This window comes from Nostoc foliaceum FACHB-393, from assembly GCF_014698505.1.
Lineage (GTDB): Bacteria > Cyanobacteriota > Cyanobacteriia > Cyanobacteriales > Nostocaceae > Nostoc > Nostoc foliaceum_A.
This window is the reverse complement of record NZ_JACJTD010000105.1, coordinates 1-15,315: the sequence shown is the minus strand read 5'-3', so window position 1 is coordinate 15,315 and position 15,315 is coordinate 1. Positions and strand designations below refer to the sequence as shown.

18 protein-coding genes and 2 pseudogenes are annotated in these 15,315 nt (G+C 43.1%); 6 read left to right on the top strand and 14 right to left on the bottom strand.

What is annotated here, in order from left to right:
• Positions 1–31 precede the first annotated feature (31 nt).
• The 4 genes from H6G92_RS36090 to H6G92_RS36075 form a co-directional block, all read right to left on the bottom strand.
• The gene (locus H6G92_RS36090; protein WP_242059470.1) at positions 32–517 is read right to left on the bottom strand and encodes a hypothetical protein; all 486 of its coding nucleotides are present in this window, start codon (positions 515–517) and stop codon (positions 32–34) included.
• A gap of 84 nt (positions 518–601) precedes the next feature.
• On the bottom strand, positions 602–1,189 hold the full coding sequence (locus H6G92_RS40020; protein WP_242059469.1) for a hypothetical protein: 588 nt from the start codon (positions 1,187–1,189) through the stop codon (positions 602–604).
• A gap of 51 nt (positions 1,190–1,240) precedes the next feature.
• The gene (locus H6G92_RS36080) at positions 1,241–2,254 is read right to left on the bottom strand and encodes a ParB/RepB/Spo0J family partition protein (protein ID WP_190901350.1); all 1,014 of its coding nucleotides are present in this window, start codon (positions 2,252–2,254) and stop codon (positions 1,241–1,243) included.
• Positions 2,232–3,056: a ParA family protein gene (locus H6G92_RS36075; RefSeq protein WP_094333529.1), complete on the bottom strand. Its 825-nt coding sequence runs from the start codon at positions 3,054–3,056 to the stop codon at positions 2,232–2,234. The genes H6G92_RS36080 and H6G92_RS36075 overlap by 23 nt, the downstream gene beginning before the upstream one ends.
• Positions 3,057–3,251: 195 nt before the next feature.
• Between H6G92_RS36075 and H6G92_RS36070 the strand changes: the two genes are divergently transcribed.
• Positions 3,252–4,142 carry an Rpn family recombination-promoting nuclease/putative transposase gene (locus H6G92_RS36070; protein WP_190901348.1) on the top strand — a complete coding sequence of 297 codons (891 nt, stop codon included), beginning with the start codon at positions 3,252–3,254 and terminating at the stop codon, positions 4,140–4,142.
• A 60-nt stretch (positions 4,143–4,202) separates the two neighbouring features.
• Here H6G92_RS36070 and H6G92_RS36065 read toward each other — a convergent pair whose 3' ends face one another.
• From H6G92_RS36065 to H6G92_RS36020, 10 genes are all read right to left on the bottom strand, one after another.
• Positions 4,203–4,451 carry a hypothetical protein gene (locus H6G92_RS36065; protein ID WP_190901346.1) on the bottom strand — a complete coding sequence of 83 codons (249 nt, stop codon included), beginning with the start codon at positions 4,449–4,451 and terminating at the stop codon, positions 4,203–4,205.
• Between the two features lie 14 nt (positions 4,452–4,465).
• Entirely contained in the window at positions 4,466–6,091 is a 1,626-nt protein-coding gene (locus H6G92_RS36060; RefSeq protein ID WP_242059468.1) for a strawberry notch C-terminal domain-containing protein, read from the bottom strand.
• Positions 6,092–6,244: 153 nt separating this feature from the next.
• A complete protein-coding gene (locus H6G92_RS36055; RefSeq protein ID WP_190901344.1) occupies positions 6,245–7,720 on the bottom strand; it encodes a hypothetical protein in 1,476 nt (491 codons plus the stop codon).
• 60 nt (positions 7,721–7,780) lie between these two features.
• The gene (locus tag H6G92_RS36050; protein WP_190901342.1) at positions 7,781–8,170 is read right to left on the bottom strand and encodes a hypothetical protein; all 390 of its coding nucleotides are present in this window, start codon (positions 8,168–8,170) and stop codon (positions 7,781–7,783) included.
• An 82-nt stretch (positions 8,171–8,252) separates the two neighbouring features.
• A complete protein-coding gene (locus tag H6G92_RS36045) occupies positions 8,253–9,014 on the bottom strand; it encodes a hypothetical protein (protein WP_190901340.1) in 762 nt (253 codons plus the stop codon).
• A 44-nt stretch (positions 9,015–9,058) separates the two neighbouring features.
• Positions 9,059–9,274: a hypothetical protein gene (locus H6G92_RS36040; RefSeq protein WP_190901337.1), complete on the bottom strand. Its 216-nt coding sequence runs from the start codon at positions 9,272–9,274 to the stop codon at positions 9,059–9,061.
• The gene (locus H6G92_RS36035) at positions 9,267–9,593 is read right to left on the bottom strand and encodes a hypothetical protein (protein WP_190901336.1); all 327 of its coding nucleotides are present in this window, start codon (positions 9,591–9,593) and stop codon (positions 9,267–9,269) included. Before H6G92_RS36035 ends, H6G92_RS36040 begins: the two co-directional genes overlap by 8 nt.
• 21 nt (positions 9,594–9,614) lie before the next feature.
• A complete protein-coding gene (locus H6G92_RS36030) occupies positions 9,615–9,947 on the bottom strand; it encodes a hypothetical protein (protein ID WP_190901334.1) in 333 nt (110 codons plus the stop codon).
• A gap of 76 nt (positions 9,948–10,023) precedes the next feature.
• Positions 10,024–10,626, bottom strand: coding sequence for a hypothetical protein (locus H6G92_RS36025; protein ID WP_242059467.1), 603 nt, complete (start codon positions 10,624–10,626; stop codon positions 10,024–10,026).
• A gap of 108 nt (positions 10,627–10,734) precedes the next feature.
• Positions 10,735–11,070, bottom strand: coding sequence for a helix-turn-helix domain-containing protein (locus tag H6G92_RS36020; protein WP_094344365.1), 336 nt, complete (start codon positions 11,068–11,070; stop codon positions 10,735–10,737).
• Positions 11,071–11,305: 235 nt separating this feature from the next.
• On the opposite strand from H6G92_RS36020, the gene H6G92_RS36015 reads away from it, so the two are divergent.
• The 5 genes and pseudogenes from H6G92_RS36015 to H6G92_RS36000 form a co-directional block, all read left to right on the top strand.
• Positions 11,306–12,907, top strand: coding sequence for a hypothetical protein (locus H6G92_RS36015; protein ID WP_190901332.1), 1,602 nt, complete (start codon positions 11,306–11,308; stop codon positions 12,905–12,907).
• Positions 12,908–13,012: 105 nt separating this feature from the next.
• Entirely contained in the window at positions 13,013–14,203 is a 1,191-nt protein-coding gene (locus tag H6G92_RS36010; RefSeq protein WP_190901330.1) for a hypothetical protein, read from the top strand.
• A gap of 243 nt (positions 14,204–14,446) precedes the next feature.
• Entirely contained in the window at positions 14,447–14,578 is a 132-nt protein-coding gene (locus H6G92_RS40665; protein WP_277926924.1) for a hypothetical protein, read from the top strand.
• Positions 14,579–14,583: 5 nt separating this feature from the next.
• Positions 14,584–14,748, top strand: a pseudogene (locus H6G92_RS36005) (two-partner secretion domain-containing protein); the annotation flags it as partial.
• A gap of 22 nt (positions 14,749–14,770) precedes the next feature.
• A pseudogene (locus H6G92_RS36000) lies at positions 14,771–15,315 on the top strand (hypothetical protein); the annotation flags it as partial.

Below are 15,315 nucleotides of genomic sequence, written 5' to 3'. Positions count from 1 at the left end.
ACTTCTTGTTGACTATGTAACGAGTGCGTTATCACTTGCTTACAGGTTCAGCTTTCTCAACTGAATTATCATTTACACCCAAAGTCAATTCCAAAGGAGTTCTTTGGGGGTAAGCTTTTACTACTTGCCGATAAACATCATAATTAGTAGGTAGGGTCTGCTGAGAATTACCCACTCCATAGGTCAATTTGTACTTTACATTCTTCACCAATTCAGGTTTACCTACCTCTTCTTGGGGTCTTTTACGTTGTTCAACTTCATCAACAGTTGGTCGAGGCGCTAAAGTAGGCCACCATAGCCCTCGATCATCTGGGCCAATTACTTCTCCCGGTGGTTTTACTCCATTTCGATTCAGCACCGAAGTAGTAGCAAAGGTTTCAATGCGGGGTCGTGGTTCACTAGTTAGGTTATTGGCATATTTAACTTGCCAGGAGTAACTGGTGAGTGCTGTTGCTTCATACTGTTCAGCAGTAGTAGTGCTGCAACTAGTCAGTGTGAACGCCGTTAGTGCAGTCATTATTGAAGGTAAAAATCTCATTTGCATTATCAATCGTAAATATCTTTCACCAATCACTCTTGAAGAGGGAGTGTGCCATCATTCCTACCAAGGTGAAGGAATCGCTGTTGTAGAAAGCACTTCCCTTGCTTGCAGTCTAATTGCTGTTTGCTCACAGTTGGGGCATTTTACCTTTGTGAAAATCACTGAAGGTCGTCCTTTGTACTCGCCCATTACGGGATCTCCGGTGTACTCGCTGATTATCCCCTGCTTGCAGTGATAGCACTCGAATATCACACGTCCTACATCCGAGTTGCAATCCAGAAATTGCATGTGCTGACAGGGTTCTGGCGCTAACTCTTCTTCTTCATCGCTCTTTGTCAATTGGCCCTGTTGCTTGGGCTGTTGCGGTAATTTAGATTTTTTCTTGTCAGCAGAGGTACGTTTGGCTTTACTTTTCTCTAAATGTTGGGGTTTTTCAGCAGCGTTTGTCTTTGACCTTATAAGAGGTATCACTTCTGCTTGGGCTGGCTGCTCAACTGACGGCAGATCAACACTGGGAGTAATGTCAGACTGAGAGCTTGGCTGCTGTTTCTCTACTGGTTTATAAGCAACAAGGTCAAGTTTTGAGCTTTGATCGTTGGATTCAGCTTGTGGTGATGGTCTTTTTGACGGACGTTGAGTAGATTTCATGGACATCTTGATTTCAGTGGACTTGCTGAACTAGTAGTTTCCAATTTTCTGTTAATCCGCTAACAATGATTCTAGTTGTTCTAAAAGACTTGCAATCTTCTTAGCTTTTTTGGGATCTGACCACTGTGAAGACTTTAATATTTTCTGAGATATGTCTTGAAATTCTCTCTTCAAAGAAGGAGGTTCGTGATCCTTCGTCTCTTTGATCCAATCACGAATATCTGCTAAAGATAATTTCTCAGCAATCGCTTTTGTCAACAAACTAGCTCTCTTAGCTTTGTCTTTCAGTGTGGCGATCGCTCTAGCTTTGGTGTATTCTATTTGCCCAGAACGTAGTACTTCTATTACGTCAATTGGCATATTTAGTAGAGGTAGCCGACTAACGCGAAAGCTTTCTGGTGATAGCTTACCTACCGTCATAAAGACACTCTCTACAATTTCCCACTGCTTACGGAAAACATTTTCCGTGTTTTCATCTGACCACTCAACTTTCTTTTTATCTAAATGTGCTTTCCTGTTCAATAAAGCAATTACTTCTTTGACAGTACAATCCATTTGCCAGGAAAGTAAATTTAGTATTCCTTCTGTTTCCTCTATCGGATTTAAATCTTCTCGTTGTAAATTTTCCAATAAGGATAGCTTTAGAGCGGAAGCGTCATCAACGTTTAATATCAGAGCAGGAACTTCCATTAAGCCTGCATTTCGTGCTGCACGATAGCGACGCTCACCCGCAATCAATAAATACTTCCCGTCCCGCTCAGGACGCAACCATAATGGTGATTGCACTCCCACTTCTTTGATAGAAGCAGTTAACGTAGCAAGTTTATCTATATCGAAATAACGGCGTACTTGTTCAGGATTGCAAACAATTTTATCAATTGGTACAGCGAATTTAGCAGTATTATCGTCAATGCTCTCACTTCTTGCTAGTGCTTGTAATTGAGCATTTAGTGATTCTAGTTCAGCAATACGCTGTTGCGATTGAAGTAATTGTTCTTCAAATTCTGCTACTTGTGCATTAGCAGAGAAATAGTCATAACTCTTATTTTGTCCTTTGGTTGTCACCCTTATCCTCCTGCAATATAGCTGATAATTCTTGACAGATAGGATGAAGATCCTTGATAGCTTTATGTGTTGAGCGATGCAAATGCAAAGGGATGCCTTTTCCAGAAGCATTACTGAATTCGCAAGAGTAGCGGACGTGCGGATAACATTTTATCTTCAAAGGCGAAAGCATTTCTGGTAACTGACCGAGCAAATCCCTTTGCGCTGCTTCGCCACTATCATACTTAGTAGGTACAAATCCTAGTATCTGGGGTTGGGGATTTAAGCGCAACTTTTTACAAGCCCCTCGGTACCAAGACAGCAAAACATTTGCCCCTGTTAATGATTTGGGACTAAGTTCAACAAGGATTAACATATGCGTAGCTACTGCCAGTGCGACATCATTGAGATTACCCAATGTAGCAGGACAGTCCAGAATCACCAGTTGGTGTGGCAAAGGAAAATCTTCAAACCTGTCTGCCAAAACATATTCTCGGCGATTACGAACGGCCAAATCTGACCCAACTTGAATCATTACTGGCCCACCCAAGCATATTTGTAATTTACCCTTCGGCTTTCCCCATTCTGGCATCAGTAAAGGCCAGTTACCATCAAAATCCTCGCTGAATACTGCGGCGATTGTTTGCTCTAATGGTGGATCTTTGTCTAATCCACAAAACTGACTCATGGAAACGTTAGTATCTAGGTCGAGTAGCACAACGTCAAAGCCGCGCTTTGCCATTTCATAGCCAATATGAACAGCTAGTGTAGTTTTGGAAACTCCTCCGGCATTGGCTCCAATCCAGAGAACAACTTGTTTCATCTATTTGCAATTTCGTATGCTTGCGTTTTGTTATACTCTATCTTTCAAACGAAATCAAGTTCAACGCTCGTTATTCAGGCTTAAAAAGCAACTTGGAACTATACGGAAAACGTTTTCCGTCCCCAATAAATTTCACGTCGCACGCCCCTAGTGTCAGCTACGCTATATCTGCCCCGTGTTGGAGGAGTTGCTAGAATGATTGACCATGATAGGCTTTTCAAAGAATTAATATCTACATTTTTTGTTGAGTTTCTCGATTTATTCCTACCTCAAGTAGCCAGCCAAATAGACCGCGATTCTATCCAGTTTTTACCTCAAGATGTATTTACTGATGTCACATCTGGCGAAAAGAAAGAAATTGATTTACTGGCGCAGGTGCGTTATCAGCAACAAAAAACTTATTTTTTAATTCACGTTGAAAATCAGTCTTATACTGAGTCAGAATTTGCCAAGCGGATGTTTAAGTATTTTGCACGCTTGCATGAAAAATATGATTTACCAATTTATCCAGTTGTGATTTTCTCTTTCGACGAACCAAAACGTGCTGAATCTCAAAATTATCGTGTGACGTTTCCCAATTTAAAGGTACTGGAATTTCAGTTTGCAGCAATTCAATTAAATCGCTTAAGTTGGCGGGATTTTCTAACGCAATACAATCCAGTGGCAGCGGCGTTGATGGCGAAGATGAATATTGCGGTGTCAGAACGTCCGCAGGTGAAGGCAGAATGTTTGCGGTTACTGACAACTTTAAGGTTAGATCCAGCACGGATGCAATTAATTTCGGGGTTTGTTGATACTTATTTGCAGCTTGATGATACTGAGAAGCAGGTTTTTCAAGCGGTGATTAGTACAATGGGATTAGATGAAAGGGAGGAAGTTATGCAGATTGTAACAAGTTGGCAACAAGAAGGCGTGGAAATCGAAAGGAGGGAAACAATTTCGACGCTTTTAAAAGTACGTTTTGGAAATTTAGATAGTGAGTTAGAGGCAATTATTCCTCGGTTAATGCAGTTATCTAGGGAAGAATATCTTGGCTTACTTTTACAGGCTGACCGTGAAGAATTATTATCGCGGTTTCAGAGGTAATTGAAATTTAATAAAAGTGGGTGTGCCATTTAGTACATTTACAGAATTTTTTTTGCTACTTCAGTTTAACTCAATATTATGACTGCTAATATGGTGTCCATCATGTGATGGCTCATGTTCCCTGTGAAGTAATCGTTCCTTCTCTAAAATCATAACTTCTAGCTCACTGGCACGTTCTTCTGAAAGTGGAAATATCTCCTCACTCGTCTGTAGATTACCTCGAAAAATCGTCCGCTTACCTTCATTTCGTACAATAAAATCACACCCGTGTTTGAGCGAAAAATAAGCTGATGTATTTATTAGATACATCAGCTTTTGACTTATCACAAAATTTCAATCACAGCCGCGAGAATAGATGGGGCTTTGTCTGAAACCGGAATGAATACCCGCTTTTTCCAGTTGATGATCTCGGTGAAACATCCAATAGCTACCAGTCGCTCTGCCAGTGAGATAGCATTAACCAGTTCTATGCGAGGTTCTGTGGCAATATAAGAACGCCGTAAAGTAACGCCACCCGGTAACTGCTGGGAATAGCCTTCGTTTAGCACTAAAGAGACTAACTCCTGTGGGCTTAACAGCTTGTTCTTGAGTCCGAGTTGTTCAGCCACCGACTGGATATCCTGAGCATTGACCACACGACCGAGAATCTTTTGTCCATCGCTGGTTTGTAGTCGGAATACTCGACTATTCTGCTGTGGTAGTATTTTCCAGATAGGCAATAGAATACCAGTCACCAAATGCAGGTAATCGGTTGTGAACTTGGGCAGTGCGTCTACTTCAGTAGACCAAGCAGCAGTAAACGCATCAATAGAAACTTGCCCCCATGTGGAAGATTCCAAGTCTTGGACTGGTACGCGAGTTTCTTTCTGTGGACGAATCAGCAAAACTCTTGGGACAACACCACCATCCGCGTCGTAGATACTATGTGTCGGAATTGATACAGCAGCATTGCCTGACTTGGAGTTGATCATGAGCCTTCCTTGATATTGAGTGGCGAACTCTAACATCTCGTCAGCAGTTCTGATGTTATTGTTCTGAGTGCGTTCTATCTTGAGATAGTTCGTTACGCTACCTGTGGCAGGGTGGGTGTACACAGCTTCCTGGCTGTCAACAGTAAACCGTTCAGCCCGTAAAGTTTCCACCCCCATTTCATAGACACCAGCAGCGATCGCTGTTTCAATCTGTTGACTTAGCAACAACTCAAAACGCTCGAAAATGATATTTTGCATATCAATGCGTAAAGCCAGAAGTCGATTGAGGAATTGACGCAGGGGTGGGAGATCGATTTTCATCCCGCCTTCATGAGAGGTTAAGCACAGTCCAGTCATTTGCTCAAAAGTCCCTAGTGGCACTTCATAAAATCGACCTTGGTATATTTGTCTGAATAATTCATACAGGGCGTGTTCTGCATAGTTCGATTCCAGATTATCCTTAGCCTCAAATATCCCATTGCCTCCGGTTTGCCTTTGCCCCCTTGTGAGTGCGCCCAAGCTATCCAGCCGTCGAGCAATAGTGCTGATGAATCGGCGTTCACCTATAACGTTCGTCGTGACTGGTCTGAACACGGGCGCAGATGCTTGGTTGGTTCTGTGCGATCGTCCAAGCCCTTGAATTGCATTGTCTGCTCTCCAGCCGGCTTCCAACAAATAATGCGATCGCCGTCTCCTATTCACAGCGTTGAGGTCAGCGTGATAGCTGCGACCCGTACCACCAGCGTCACTGAAGATGAGGATTTGTTTGTCACCCTGCATGAATGCAGCAGTTTCAGCAATATTCGCACCAGTACCCCGTGAATCAACGAACAAACGTCCAGATTCATCTTTCAGAACTCGTTTGCTGCGACCAGTTACTTCAGCCACTTGCTTGTGACCAAAATGCCACAGCAGTTGTTCTAATGCACCAGGAATTGGATCAAGAGTTGCTAACTTATCGACTAAGGCATCTCTCAAGGCTACAGCTTCAATAGAGATAACTGGAGAGCCATCAGTGTCAAAGACTGGCTCGGATCTTTCTTCCCGCTTATAAAAACTTGAACAAAATTACCCACAATAGGCAAAATTGTACAAAGGGAACTTAGCGGTATATGTTCCAAGAAATCATCTTTAGTGCCGTAGCTTGCTCTTGTCAGATTGCTCCGACAATCGCTTGACCAAAGACCCCCAGTTAGAGATAGCATAGAAGTTGTGACGCTTGATGCTAGATTTCCGAATTAATTTATTTAGTTGGTTCCAGAGGCTCCATACGTGCTTTCCATCCTTCACGGAGAGATAGGCGGTTATGGAGCCGGGAATATTTTCAGTCAATCGCATACCACGCCGTGCAATGGCTAGAGCCGCAGCACAGTCAGAAGGTAGCCCATATTGTCGGGCATACTTCACCATACCAATGAGACTGGTATAGGCTGGATTGACTTTCATTAAGTAAATGCCACGATTGCTGAAAATACTGTCTAGTAATTGGTAAAAACGGCTATATGCCCAACCAGAAAGCATCCGAGCATACTTTCTCCCACGTTCTCCCAGTTGCTCTTTCTTGGTAGAAAAGTCTAATTTTTCACAAACAATTGGACAAGAGAAAGTTTGAGCTAATCTCGCCAGTTGTAAGCAAGCATGAACAATCTGAGCGTCTTGTTTGCCTGATGGTAATCCCATCTGTAGGGGGATTTGACCATGAGATTTGAGATTACCATCTTTATCAATATATGCCCAGCCGATGGAGCCAGGATTCATATCAATCCCAATGCAGGCATAAGCAGAATGCCGGGAAACTCGATTGACTGGTACAGGTGTAAATTTTACTGCTGCATTCCATTTGTTGTGCTTGCGAAAGAAATGCCATGTTTTAGCTCCATCCTTGGGCAACCTGTTGATATTACGGTCAAAGTTGCCTAACTTAGTTATGACTTGTTTACCAAACCGTGATTCTAGACAAGCTGGGACACGGAATTTTAGAGTATGACCATCCCATTGACAAACTTGATTACCAAAGCTTTCATCTTTGGAACCAACTACAAATACTTGATTTCTAGGAATAATTGTTTGAAAGGAGGAAGTTCTTAAGTGTTCGATTTGTTTAGCTAATTTGTAAGCCCGACGCTTTTTATTATGGATCTGAAAACGTAAATTATTCCAATTAGTGTTACGGAACTTCAGAGAGCATGATAATGGAAATCGACATCCAGTTTTGGAATTACGCCAGTTCTTTTTAGCGTAGAACTTAGTAGAATCAGATAACCTCTTCTCTGACTTGGTAATCCAATATTTGAGCGATCTTAGTTTACCTTCCAGTGTTTTGATGTGGAGCTTACGGTGTTCTTTAGAGGCATCAACCGCACCTTGAGCAAAACTAATTGCACCACTGGCCTGTCGCCTTGATATACCATAAGTCTTCTGTAAATAAGTATTCCAACTAGATTCATGAAAGCTATTTACTGCTAAAAGGTGATTAGCTGTCTCACACGCTGCTTTATGGAATACCGAACTGTAAGCAGTCAAAAACATCTCAAACTCTGTGAGTCCTAAACTATTTAATTCTCCTGCTGGAGTTGGCAATCCTTTAATATACGTGAGAGTGGGCATTTATTTCGCCTCATTAGTTGTCTTATCTTTGAAAACCCTCAGCTTCAATGGCAAAAGTGGCTACCCCACTAAATACCGAATAATCTGCGGATCTATCCTCAAAATCCGCTTTTTAATAGAATGTGGAGGATTCTTGAAAAACCGTTTTAAATCCCGACTCTTAACGAGGTAATTAGTCGCAGAACGCCGAATAGCTTTGAGCCAGCCTCGTTTTACCCATTTAGCTACAGTACAGGGGTTCAATGAAAGAGCTTGAGCAATTTGGTTACAACTATAATTGTCGAGAGTGGGACGTGCAGAATAACCCAACGCATAGAGCTTTTTATGAACAGCTAAAGTTGTGCGATGATAGCCTCGTCTTCTAAGTCTGTATGCTATCTGTTTAGGTGTGTAAGCTTCAGACATTTCATCAAGAATTTCTAACTCTTGGGGAGTCCATTTTTTCTTCATTTGTTAACCTCCATAGTTACTGATAAATTGAATATTTAGGCTAGTGGCGACTCAAAGCTGAATCGCCTTTGTTTGTTATCAATTACCGCTTTTTACCTTGCGGCAATACCTGCTGATTCTGTGGTTGTAGAGATGCTCTGGCTTCAGTTTCAGACACAGATGGTAGTGCTAAAGCCGTCTTATTTGCGTTCTCTGCCCAACGTTCGTAAGTCTCGTTAGTTACCCAGTGCAATGCCGCCCCCGACTCCGCACCAGAGCGAATCATCTCTGCTGCAACTAAAGCATCCTTTTCAAAATCAGATTCCGGGTTGCGGTAACTCCACTGAATAAACCAATAAGTTCCCAGCGCTCCTTCTACTTTCTGAAATTCTGCACAGAAGATGTAGTTTTTGAGTACGCTAGCGATCGCGCTATAACAAAACTCTTTTGGATCTCCCGCCATTCCCTCTTCACACCACGATTGAAAAGCACGATGGGCGAAGTGATTGTATAGTGCAGCAAACGAGTCCTTGCTACGGCGGTGCATCAAGAAACAAAGCAGCATTGAGGCTGGCCCTTTGAACTGGTCTTTTAACCCACCAGTTACAGGAATCACCCATAGCTCGGTAAAGGGTTCATTGGTAAAGTTTTCGTTGATTGTGAGTAAGCGGTCAGGGCGTGAGATGGCAATCGCAAAGTCAGCCTTGTTCCCTTTGAGATATCCGCCGGCTTGTGCTTCTAAGATTGTGATTTTTGGAGGGCAATCTAGAAGGAATTGACCGTATTCTTTGGCACAGTTGGCTTGCAGTTTAGGTTGGCTGGGTGGGATGAGAAAAACGCTGTTGTTGATTTTGATAGTTTCCATGATTGCAAAGTGATGGCTGTGTTTGTTTGAATGAGTTAATGGGCTTAGTTCGTCGGCAATTTGTCGGAATCTTGTGTAATTGTCAGCAAAAAACCGTGTTTGGTATTCTGCACTCGTACTAGTTCTCTATCGAGTAATGATTGGATTACTGTTCGTGAGAAATTAATGCTGTGCAAAGGAGCAGAACCACCATAGCGGCGCAAGAAAAGCAGCAGGCTAGCAGCCGTGAGGTCAGAGCAGTTTTTGAGCGATTTAACCATCAGCTAGACCTCCAGGAATTGCTTTTAATTCGTACTTAAGCAGTTCAAGTTGGCGTAGACATTTTTCTATTTCAGTCTGAATCTCTGCTCTCAATTCCTGCGGTGTCAGTAATTTAATCTCGTTCTCTAAGTGATTTCCTTCATCAATGGAATTGATATCAGGCATGACTAGATAACGCCAGCCTGACTCGTATTCGTGAGCTAAAAGACTATCGCTTAGGTAATACTTGATGCCGATGATAATTCCCTGCTCTGTACGTTGTCCTAAAGTAAAACGAGGGTATTTCCAACCGTGTGGAATTGTTATTGTTGGTTGCATGGTTGTAATTGGTGAAGTTAACTATGCTGCTATGGCTTTATCTGTAACTCTGGATTTATTTGCTACTTTCATGAAGTCATCCAACCCAACTGCTGCTTTTGCTGCTTGAGCGTACCGAATCTGATCCATAGCGTTAGACCAGTGGGTGATGTGCTGAAATATCACCCCAATCATTGAATGACCTTTATAGACCCGATAATTTTTGGGGCAGGCTCCATTGACGTAAACGAGCGTGTAACCAGGGATTTCGATAATCTCTGCATTCGAGTCTGTTGGCGGTAGAAAAATTTTCTCTGGTGAATCATCCAACTCAGCTACCTGAAGAGAGGGCGTAGTTTCTGTGATGTATGCCATTGTGATGTTTGTTACCTATTACGCTGTAAAGGCGATTACAATTCTTGATGTGCAATCGCCCTTTTAATGTCAGTGGTTACGCTGCTACAGCTGGTCGGACTCCCAAAAACGTAATCGCTTCTTCTGCACTCGACGCGAATCTGTTCATGCCGTATGTGCGGGGTCTGGAATACCAACCCTCAAGATTGCAACCGATGTAGCCTACTAGCTGATTATTTCGGTAAAGTTTAGTACTGAAGGACAACCAATCAATCTGGGGATGCCACAGGTTGAACTTGACACAAGCTTCTTCTAATTCATCGCTGAGACGTTCATTGCGCTCCAATGGAGTTTCTGGAAGTGTCGCTTTGACTTCTGCAACTCTTTTTGCGAACCAGTCCCGATCAAATGGTAGTCGTCCGCCAGCGACTAACTGCACCCATACGGTAATCCCGCTCTCTATCCAGATGGTACGGACGGATTCGGGTTGGACTTCGATAATCTCGCCAATAATCCGACGATCACGAGCAGTCAGGGGGTCTTGGGTTGGGGCTACAGCTTCGGCTTGGGATTCGATATAATTGTTCAGTTCTGCTTGAGCTAGGGCTTGCTCATCTTTGAAGGGAACTTCTGTAACTGTTGTTGATGTGTTGTAGTTAAAGCTAGAAGCCGTTTGCTGTGTGTAAACTGATTGAGTCATAATATAGATTCCTGCAAAGGGTCAAAGGGCGATCGCACAAGTTTCGTAGGCTGGGGCGGTCGTCTTTTGTTTTCATATCTCTATAATAACAACTCAGAGTACAAAAAATCAACTAGAAGTACAAATATTTTTGGAAACTTCAACACGTAAGTCAGACATAATCTCAATCAGTTCTACACCAAGAGTTTTGGCGATTGCTGTAATGATTTTTGTTGAAACAGAGGCTGCTTCGCCATTCTCCAGCTTTCTAATGTATTCTTGAGAGCATTCAACCTTTTGGCTCAAAAGTGCATCTGCAATCTCACGCCTAGACTTCTTGCCACGTAATAATCTTAGGCTATTTCCACATTCTTTATTCCACGCAAGCATAACAACCCAGTCCAGGGGAACCATAATTACCTCCTTTGTATTTTTTACTTTTATATTTGCACTTTCAGTTGTCATGTGGCAAGATAGTTTTTGTACTGTGAGTTCAATCAACCAGTTCAGTTATACAAGAATTCATAGACGGCATGAGTATTCCAGCCGTCAAATTGTTTTGTGAACTTATTTTAAGGAGGTTATGGCAAAAATAATTACGCTTTTCAAAAGCAATAAAAAGTAATTGCTGAGAATACAGCAGTTTTCATTTGCATTAACCAGTATTTCCCGTGTGTATACAGCACATACAGGTAAAATCATGCTGACACTAAACTGTTCCGAAACAACATCAGCACTCGATTACAACATTCTCAATACCAGCATCCAAGATACCTTTGCTGCCATAGACCGCTTCGAGTGGCAGGCAATAGAAGAACTGCGGGTGATGCGGAATAACGGTTATTACTCTGATGCTGGTTATGCCAGTTTTGAAGATTATTGCGAAAAAGAACTAATCAAGCACGGTGGGTATCGTCGGGTTAGGGATTTGCTGTCTGCGAAAAAGGTAGTTGATACTCTGCCAGAGGAACTGAAAGACAAGATTACTAAGCCTTCTCAAACTCGCTCCTTGCTCCGACTCGTGAAAACTCCCGATAAGTTAGAGCAAGCTGTTGCGATCGCAGCTAAAGAAAAGCCCTTCCCCACTGCCGCAGACTTCGCTAGAGCAGTTCAGAAGGTCGTTCCAAACAATACGTCACCCACTAGAACCAATAGCACAAAACAAGAAAAAGTCAAAACGCAATTGTGTCATTCTGTCACTGTTTCTTCCCTTTCACACCCTTGTTATGGTGAATCAGGAGTGATTGAAGCAGACGCACCAAATAACTATCAGCAGATTGTCACCTTCAGCGATGGTGAAAGGTTGTTGATCAACAATGCTGATTTGACTGGTTTAAATGACGCAATTGTGTCATTCTCAGCAGAGCGCACATACCCGAAAGAATACACGGAAGCGATCGCCCAAATCAAAGAGCAACACAAGCTTGAGTTAGAGCGTCTAGAGCAGGAATTGAGAATTGGGCTACAAGCAGAAGTATCGGCCAGAGCAGAAGAACAAGTAATTGAGCAAATTCAATCTCTGCAAAACCTGTACAGGCAGCAGAAAGAGCAAAACATCCAGTTGCAGGAACGGCTCTCTGAGATGGAGGGGTTACGGAAACTGGAAATTGAAAATCAACAACTCAAGCAGCGTATTCAAGATTTGGAAAACTCGGTTGAACAGCGCCCTTCTCAAGAATGGGGAAATACCATGAGCCAGCAAGCGACCAAAGCTTTGAACAAGCAGGTCAAGCTTGCCCTTGAGAAAACCATTGATTTGCGATCGCTAGCTGTTGAACCCCCAAAAGAAAATGCCCAGGAATGTCTGCGGCTCATGGGCATGGCATTGAAAAACTTAGCCAGTGCCATGAACAATACCCAGGCATTGGAGGCAGCAGCGCTAATCTTAGGCAGTGAGCCGACACCAACTGCGATCGCCTACCGTGCCGAACAATTGGAAATGTTGCCTCAAGCTGTCAGTGATATTCGGCAGGTGCTTGCAAAACCTGGATGTAGCTGGCAAGACTATTGCGATGTTGCCCAAGAGTATGAGGTGATTAAACATGACTACTGGGTGGAATTGACCACCCAAGAGACTGATTTAATTACCGCACTCCAGAACGCATCCTCTCAACCAGACACTATTGGCGTTGGTTCTATGGTTGCCCACGCTGACCCATATCGCACTTTGTATGTCGAGAGGGGTGAAGTCGTAGAGGACTTGGGGGAAGAGTTGGTGGTTGCCTGGGATTGTTGGAAGGAGCAATCAAAAAAGACTGATAGGTATTTCCGAGACGAATTGCGATTCTGGGAACCTCAATAAGCTTTCAGTGTATCGGTAACTTTTTAGACAACCAAATAGAAGTACCAAGCCCTGCAATCGTTGTAGGGAAAATTCCGTGCGTCAACATAAACAGGAGATTGTAAAATGACTGCAACTATTACTAAACCCAAACCCCAAAAATCTGCTGCTAGCAAACCACAGTCACTGTACAAGCGGCTTCATGTGATTATTCCCATAGAAGATTTGCTCTGGGCATCGCAGCAAAAGCCTTCAGTTAATCAGCTATGGCAAGAATGCTGGACGGCTGACCCTTATGGTTCCCGATGGATGCCTTTGGCTTCTGCTTTGGGGTACAGTACTTTTATCTGTGCAAAGAAAATTCTCTCCGACAGTGGGCTATTCATCTTCAAACCCGACAAGTCGATTCAGGATGGCAGGGAAACGGCTAGGTGGATGGTGAAGAATTTACACGGTAGCCGGATGAAGGAATTTTGGGAGAAAGCTAATGCCGAAAAACGAGAACCAAATTCTGAAAAACGAGAATCAAATGCTGGGGATTCAGAGAAAGATGCTGGCTGTGAAGAAATGGGTGCTTTAAATCAAGCATCTATTTTAGGTGAAAGTCAGTCAGAACAAGGGTTTCAAAAACCCTCACGAACTGTTCAGGAACACCTAACGAACTCTACAAAAGAGTTCGTTAGGTGTGTCTCTGACACGCTTTATGAGATTTCGCCCTGTGAGGAGACGGCTCACGCGCCCTTGGGGGTCGCGTCGCCTCAGTTTGTTCAAGGCGTGTCAGAGTTGGAGGAAAAGTTACCTGCGGTAAGGGACTGCACGACGCTGACGCTTGTGGATGCTGCACCAAGTCAACCTGCTCCGTTGTTGGCTGAAAATCAATATTGTGGTGATGAGGCGACAATCTTTCATGAAGGTACTGGTTCCGCCGCGCCCGTCGCTCAAGATGAAAAATCTTTAAATTCTGCGATCACTAATCAAACTCAGGGGCAAGTAGAACAAAGTAATTCCGCTTCGTTGTTGGCTGAAAATTCAGTTTCGGGTGAAGGAGTCAAAGCGGATCATGAAGGCGAAGGTTCCGCCCTGCCCGTGCCACAATCTGAAAAGTGGTCGCATGAGGCGATTGTTGCGCGGTCAAATATGCGACCTGTAAGAAGGGAGAAACTGAATCGAGCGGCGAATTCGGGTGAGAATCCGGGGTTTGATTTCTTGCAAGAGTGTTGGAATGACGATCCGGCGCTGGTGATTATGATCAAGAAATTGCTGGTGAAGTATCCGCAGTGGGGAATTGCGATTGTGGATTGGGAATTGATGGAGTAGGAGGGGTAGCGTGAGCGGTAGTTTGAGAACTGTGTAAAGTCAACTTTTGTAAAGTTTCCAAATTTTTGCGAAAAACTAGAGTTTTGGGCTGAAAACTTAGTAGCCTAATTACTAGCTATTTAGTAGGTAGTAACTTGATTTATGCTTAACTAAAATTTGCTGCTGCTATTCATGGAGGCTTGCAATGTCAGGTTTGGGTTTTACTCATTGGGGTGCTTCAGTAACTATCGCTTTTGGAGGGATGTGGATCTTGTACAAGGTGAATTTGAAGAGTTGAAAGGAGAAAACCAGGATTTTGGTGATGAGCAAAAAGACTGTCTTCAAGGCAATTATTTCGTCACGCCTGTTGCACAAAATGAATTTTCTTCAACTTAAGTTTTACTCGTGTGACTGGTAACAATATTTCTAATATTGATGGCTTAATTCGTAGTAATGGCACAGCTAGTCTGTTTTTTGTAAATCCCAATGGTATTGTTTTTGGTTCTTATGGCAGTTTAAATGTCGGTGGTTCGTTTGCAGCAACCACTGTCTTGAATAAACCATTTAGATAAAGTACCCAACAAAGCAATGATGACTGGTTTTACCCAACTTAAACCCCAGTTCGTAACTCATTTAGGATTGCTATATCAAAAGTTTTATTTAATTTATTTTACTTGTATGAATATTAATCAGGCGCTTCAGTACATTCTCAAACTATGCCTTTTGGCAACAATCATTAACAATTTAGCTGTCAATGTTGTTGCTGCTGAAGTACAAACTTTTGGACAAGCTGGTAGACATGGGGTAGATGGTCGGTCTGGACGAGATGGGAACTCTGCATCAGATCAAATAATTCGCGCTAGCGAACAACTACAAACGATTGACCTGTCTGGTACAGATGGCGAAGCGGGAGAATCTGCTATTTCTGGTGAACAAGCTTCTGGATGTCAACAGCCGCAAAATGTGACAGTAAATGTATGCGGTGCTAAAGGCGGCAATGGTGGTGATGGTGGTGATGGTGGCGATGGTGGTGATGGTGGTAATGCTACTGTTTACTTTGAGTCATTATCTAAACTCAAGAATGTGGTGTTACGTAATCGGGGCGGGAGGGCAGGTGTCGGAGGAAAGGGCGG

Coding starts and splice junctions, on each gene's coding strand:
- H6G92_RS36090 (WP_242059470.1), bottom strand. CDS start 517: ATGACTGCACTAACGGCGTTCACACTGACTAGTTGCAGCACTACTACT.
- H6G92_RS36010 (WP_190901330.1), top strand. CDS start 13,013: ATGACTGCAACTATTACTAAACCCAAACCCCAAAAATCTGCTGCTAGC.
- H6G92_RS36040 (WP_190901337.1), bottom strand. CDS start 9,274: ATGGTTAAATCGCTCAAAAACTGCTCTGACCTCACGGCTGCTAGCCTG.
- H6G92_RS36035 (WP_190901336.1), bottom strand. CDS start 9,593: ATGCAACCAACAATAACAATTCCACACGGTTGGAAATACCCTCGTTTT.
- H6G92_RS36070 (WP_190901348.1), top strand. CDS start 3,252: ATGATTGACCATGATAGGCTTTTCAAAGAATTAATATCTACATTTTTT.
- H6G92_RS36020 (WP_094344365.1), bottom strand. CDS start 11,070: ATGACAACTGAAAGTGCAAATATAAAAGTAAAAAATACAAAGGAGGTA.
- H6G92_RS36075 (WP_094333529.1), bottom strand. CDS start 3,056: ATGAAACAAGTTGTTCTCTGGATTGGAGCCAATGCCGGAGGAGTTTCC.
- H6G92_RS36065 (WP_190901346.1), bottom strand. CDS start 4,451: ATGTATCTAATAAATACATCAGCTTATTTTTCGCTCAAACACGGGTGT.
- H6G92_RS40020 (WP_242059469.1), bottom strand. CDS start 1,189: ATGAAATCTACTCAACGTCCGTCAAAAAGACCATCACCACAAGCTGAA.
- H6G92_RS36045 (WP_190901340.1), bottom strand. CDS start 9,014: ATGGAAACTATCAAAATCAACAACAGCGTTTTTCTCATCCCACCCAGC.
- H6G92_RS36050 (WP_190901342.1), bottom strand. CDS start 8,170: ATGAAGAAAAAATGGACTCCCCAAGAGTTAGAAATTCTTGATGAAATG.
- H6G92_RS36055 (WP_190901344.1), bottom strand. CDS start 7,720: ATGCCCACTCTCACGTATATTAAAGGATTGCCAACTCCAGCAGGAGAA.
- H6G92_RS36025 (WP_242059467.1), bottom strand. CDS start 10,626: ATGACTCAATCAGTTTACACACAGCAAACGGCTTCTAGCTTTAACTAC.
- H6G92_RS36030 (WP_190901334.1), bottom strand. CDS start 9,947: ATGGCATACATCACAGAAACTACGCCCTCTCTTCAGGTAGCTGAGTTG.
- H6G92_RS36015 (WP_190901332.1), top strand. CDS start 11,306: ATGCTGACACTAAACTGTTCCGAAACAACATCAGCACTCGATTACAAC.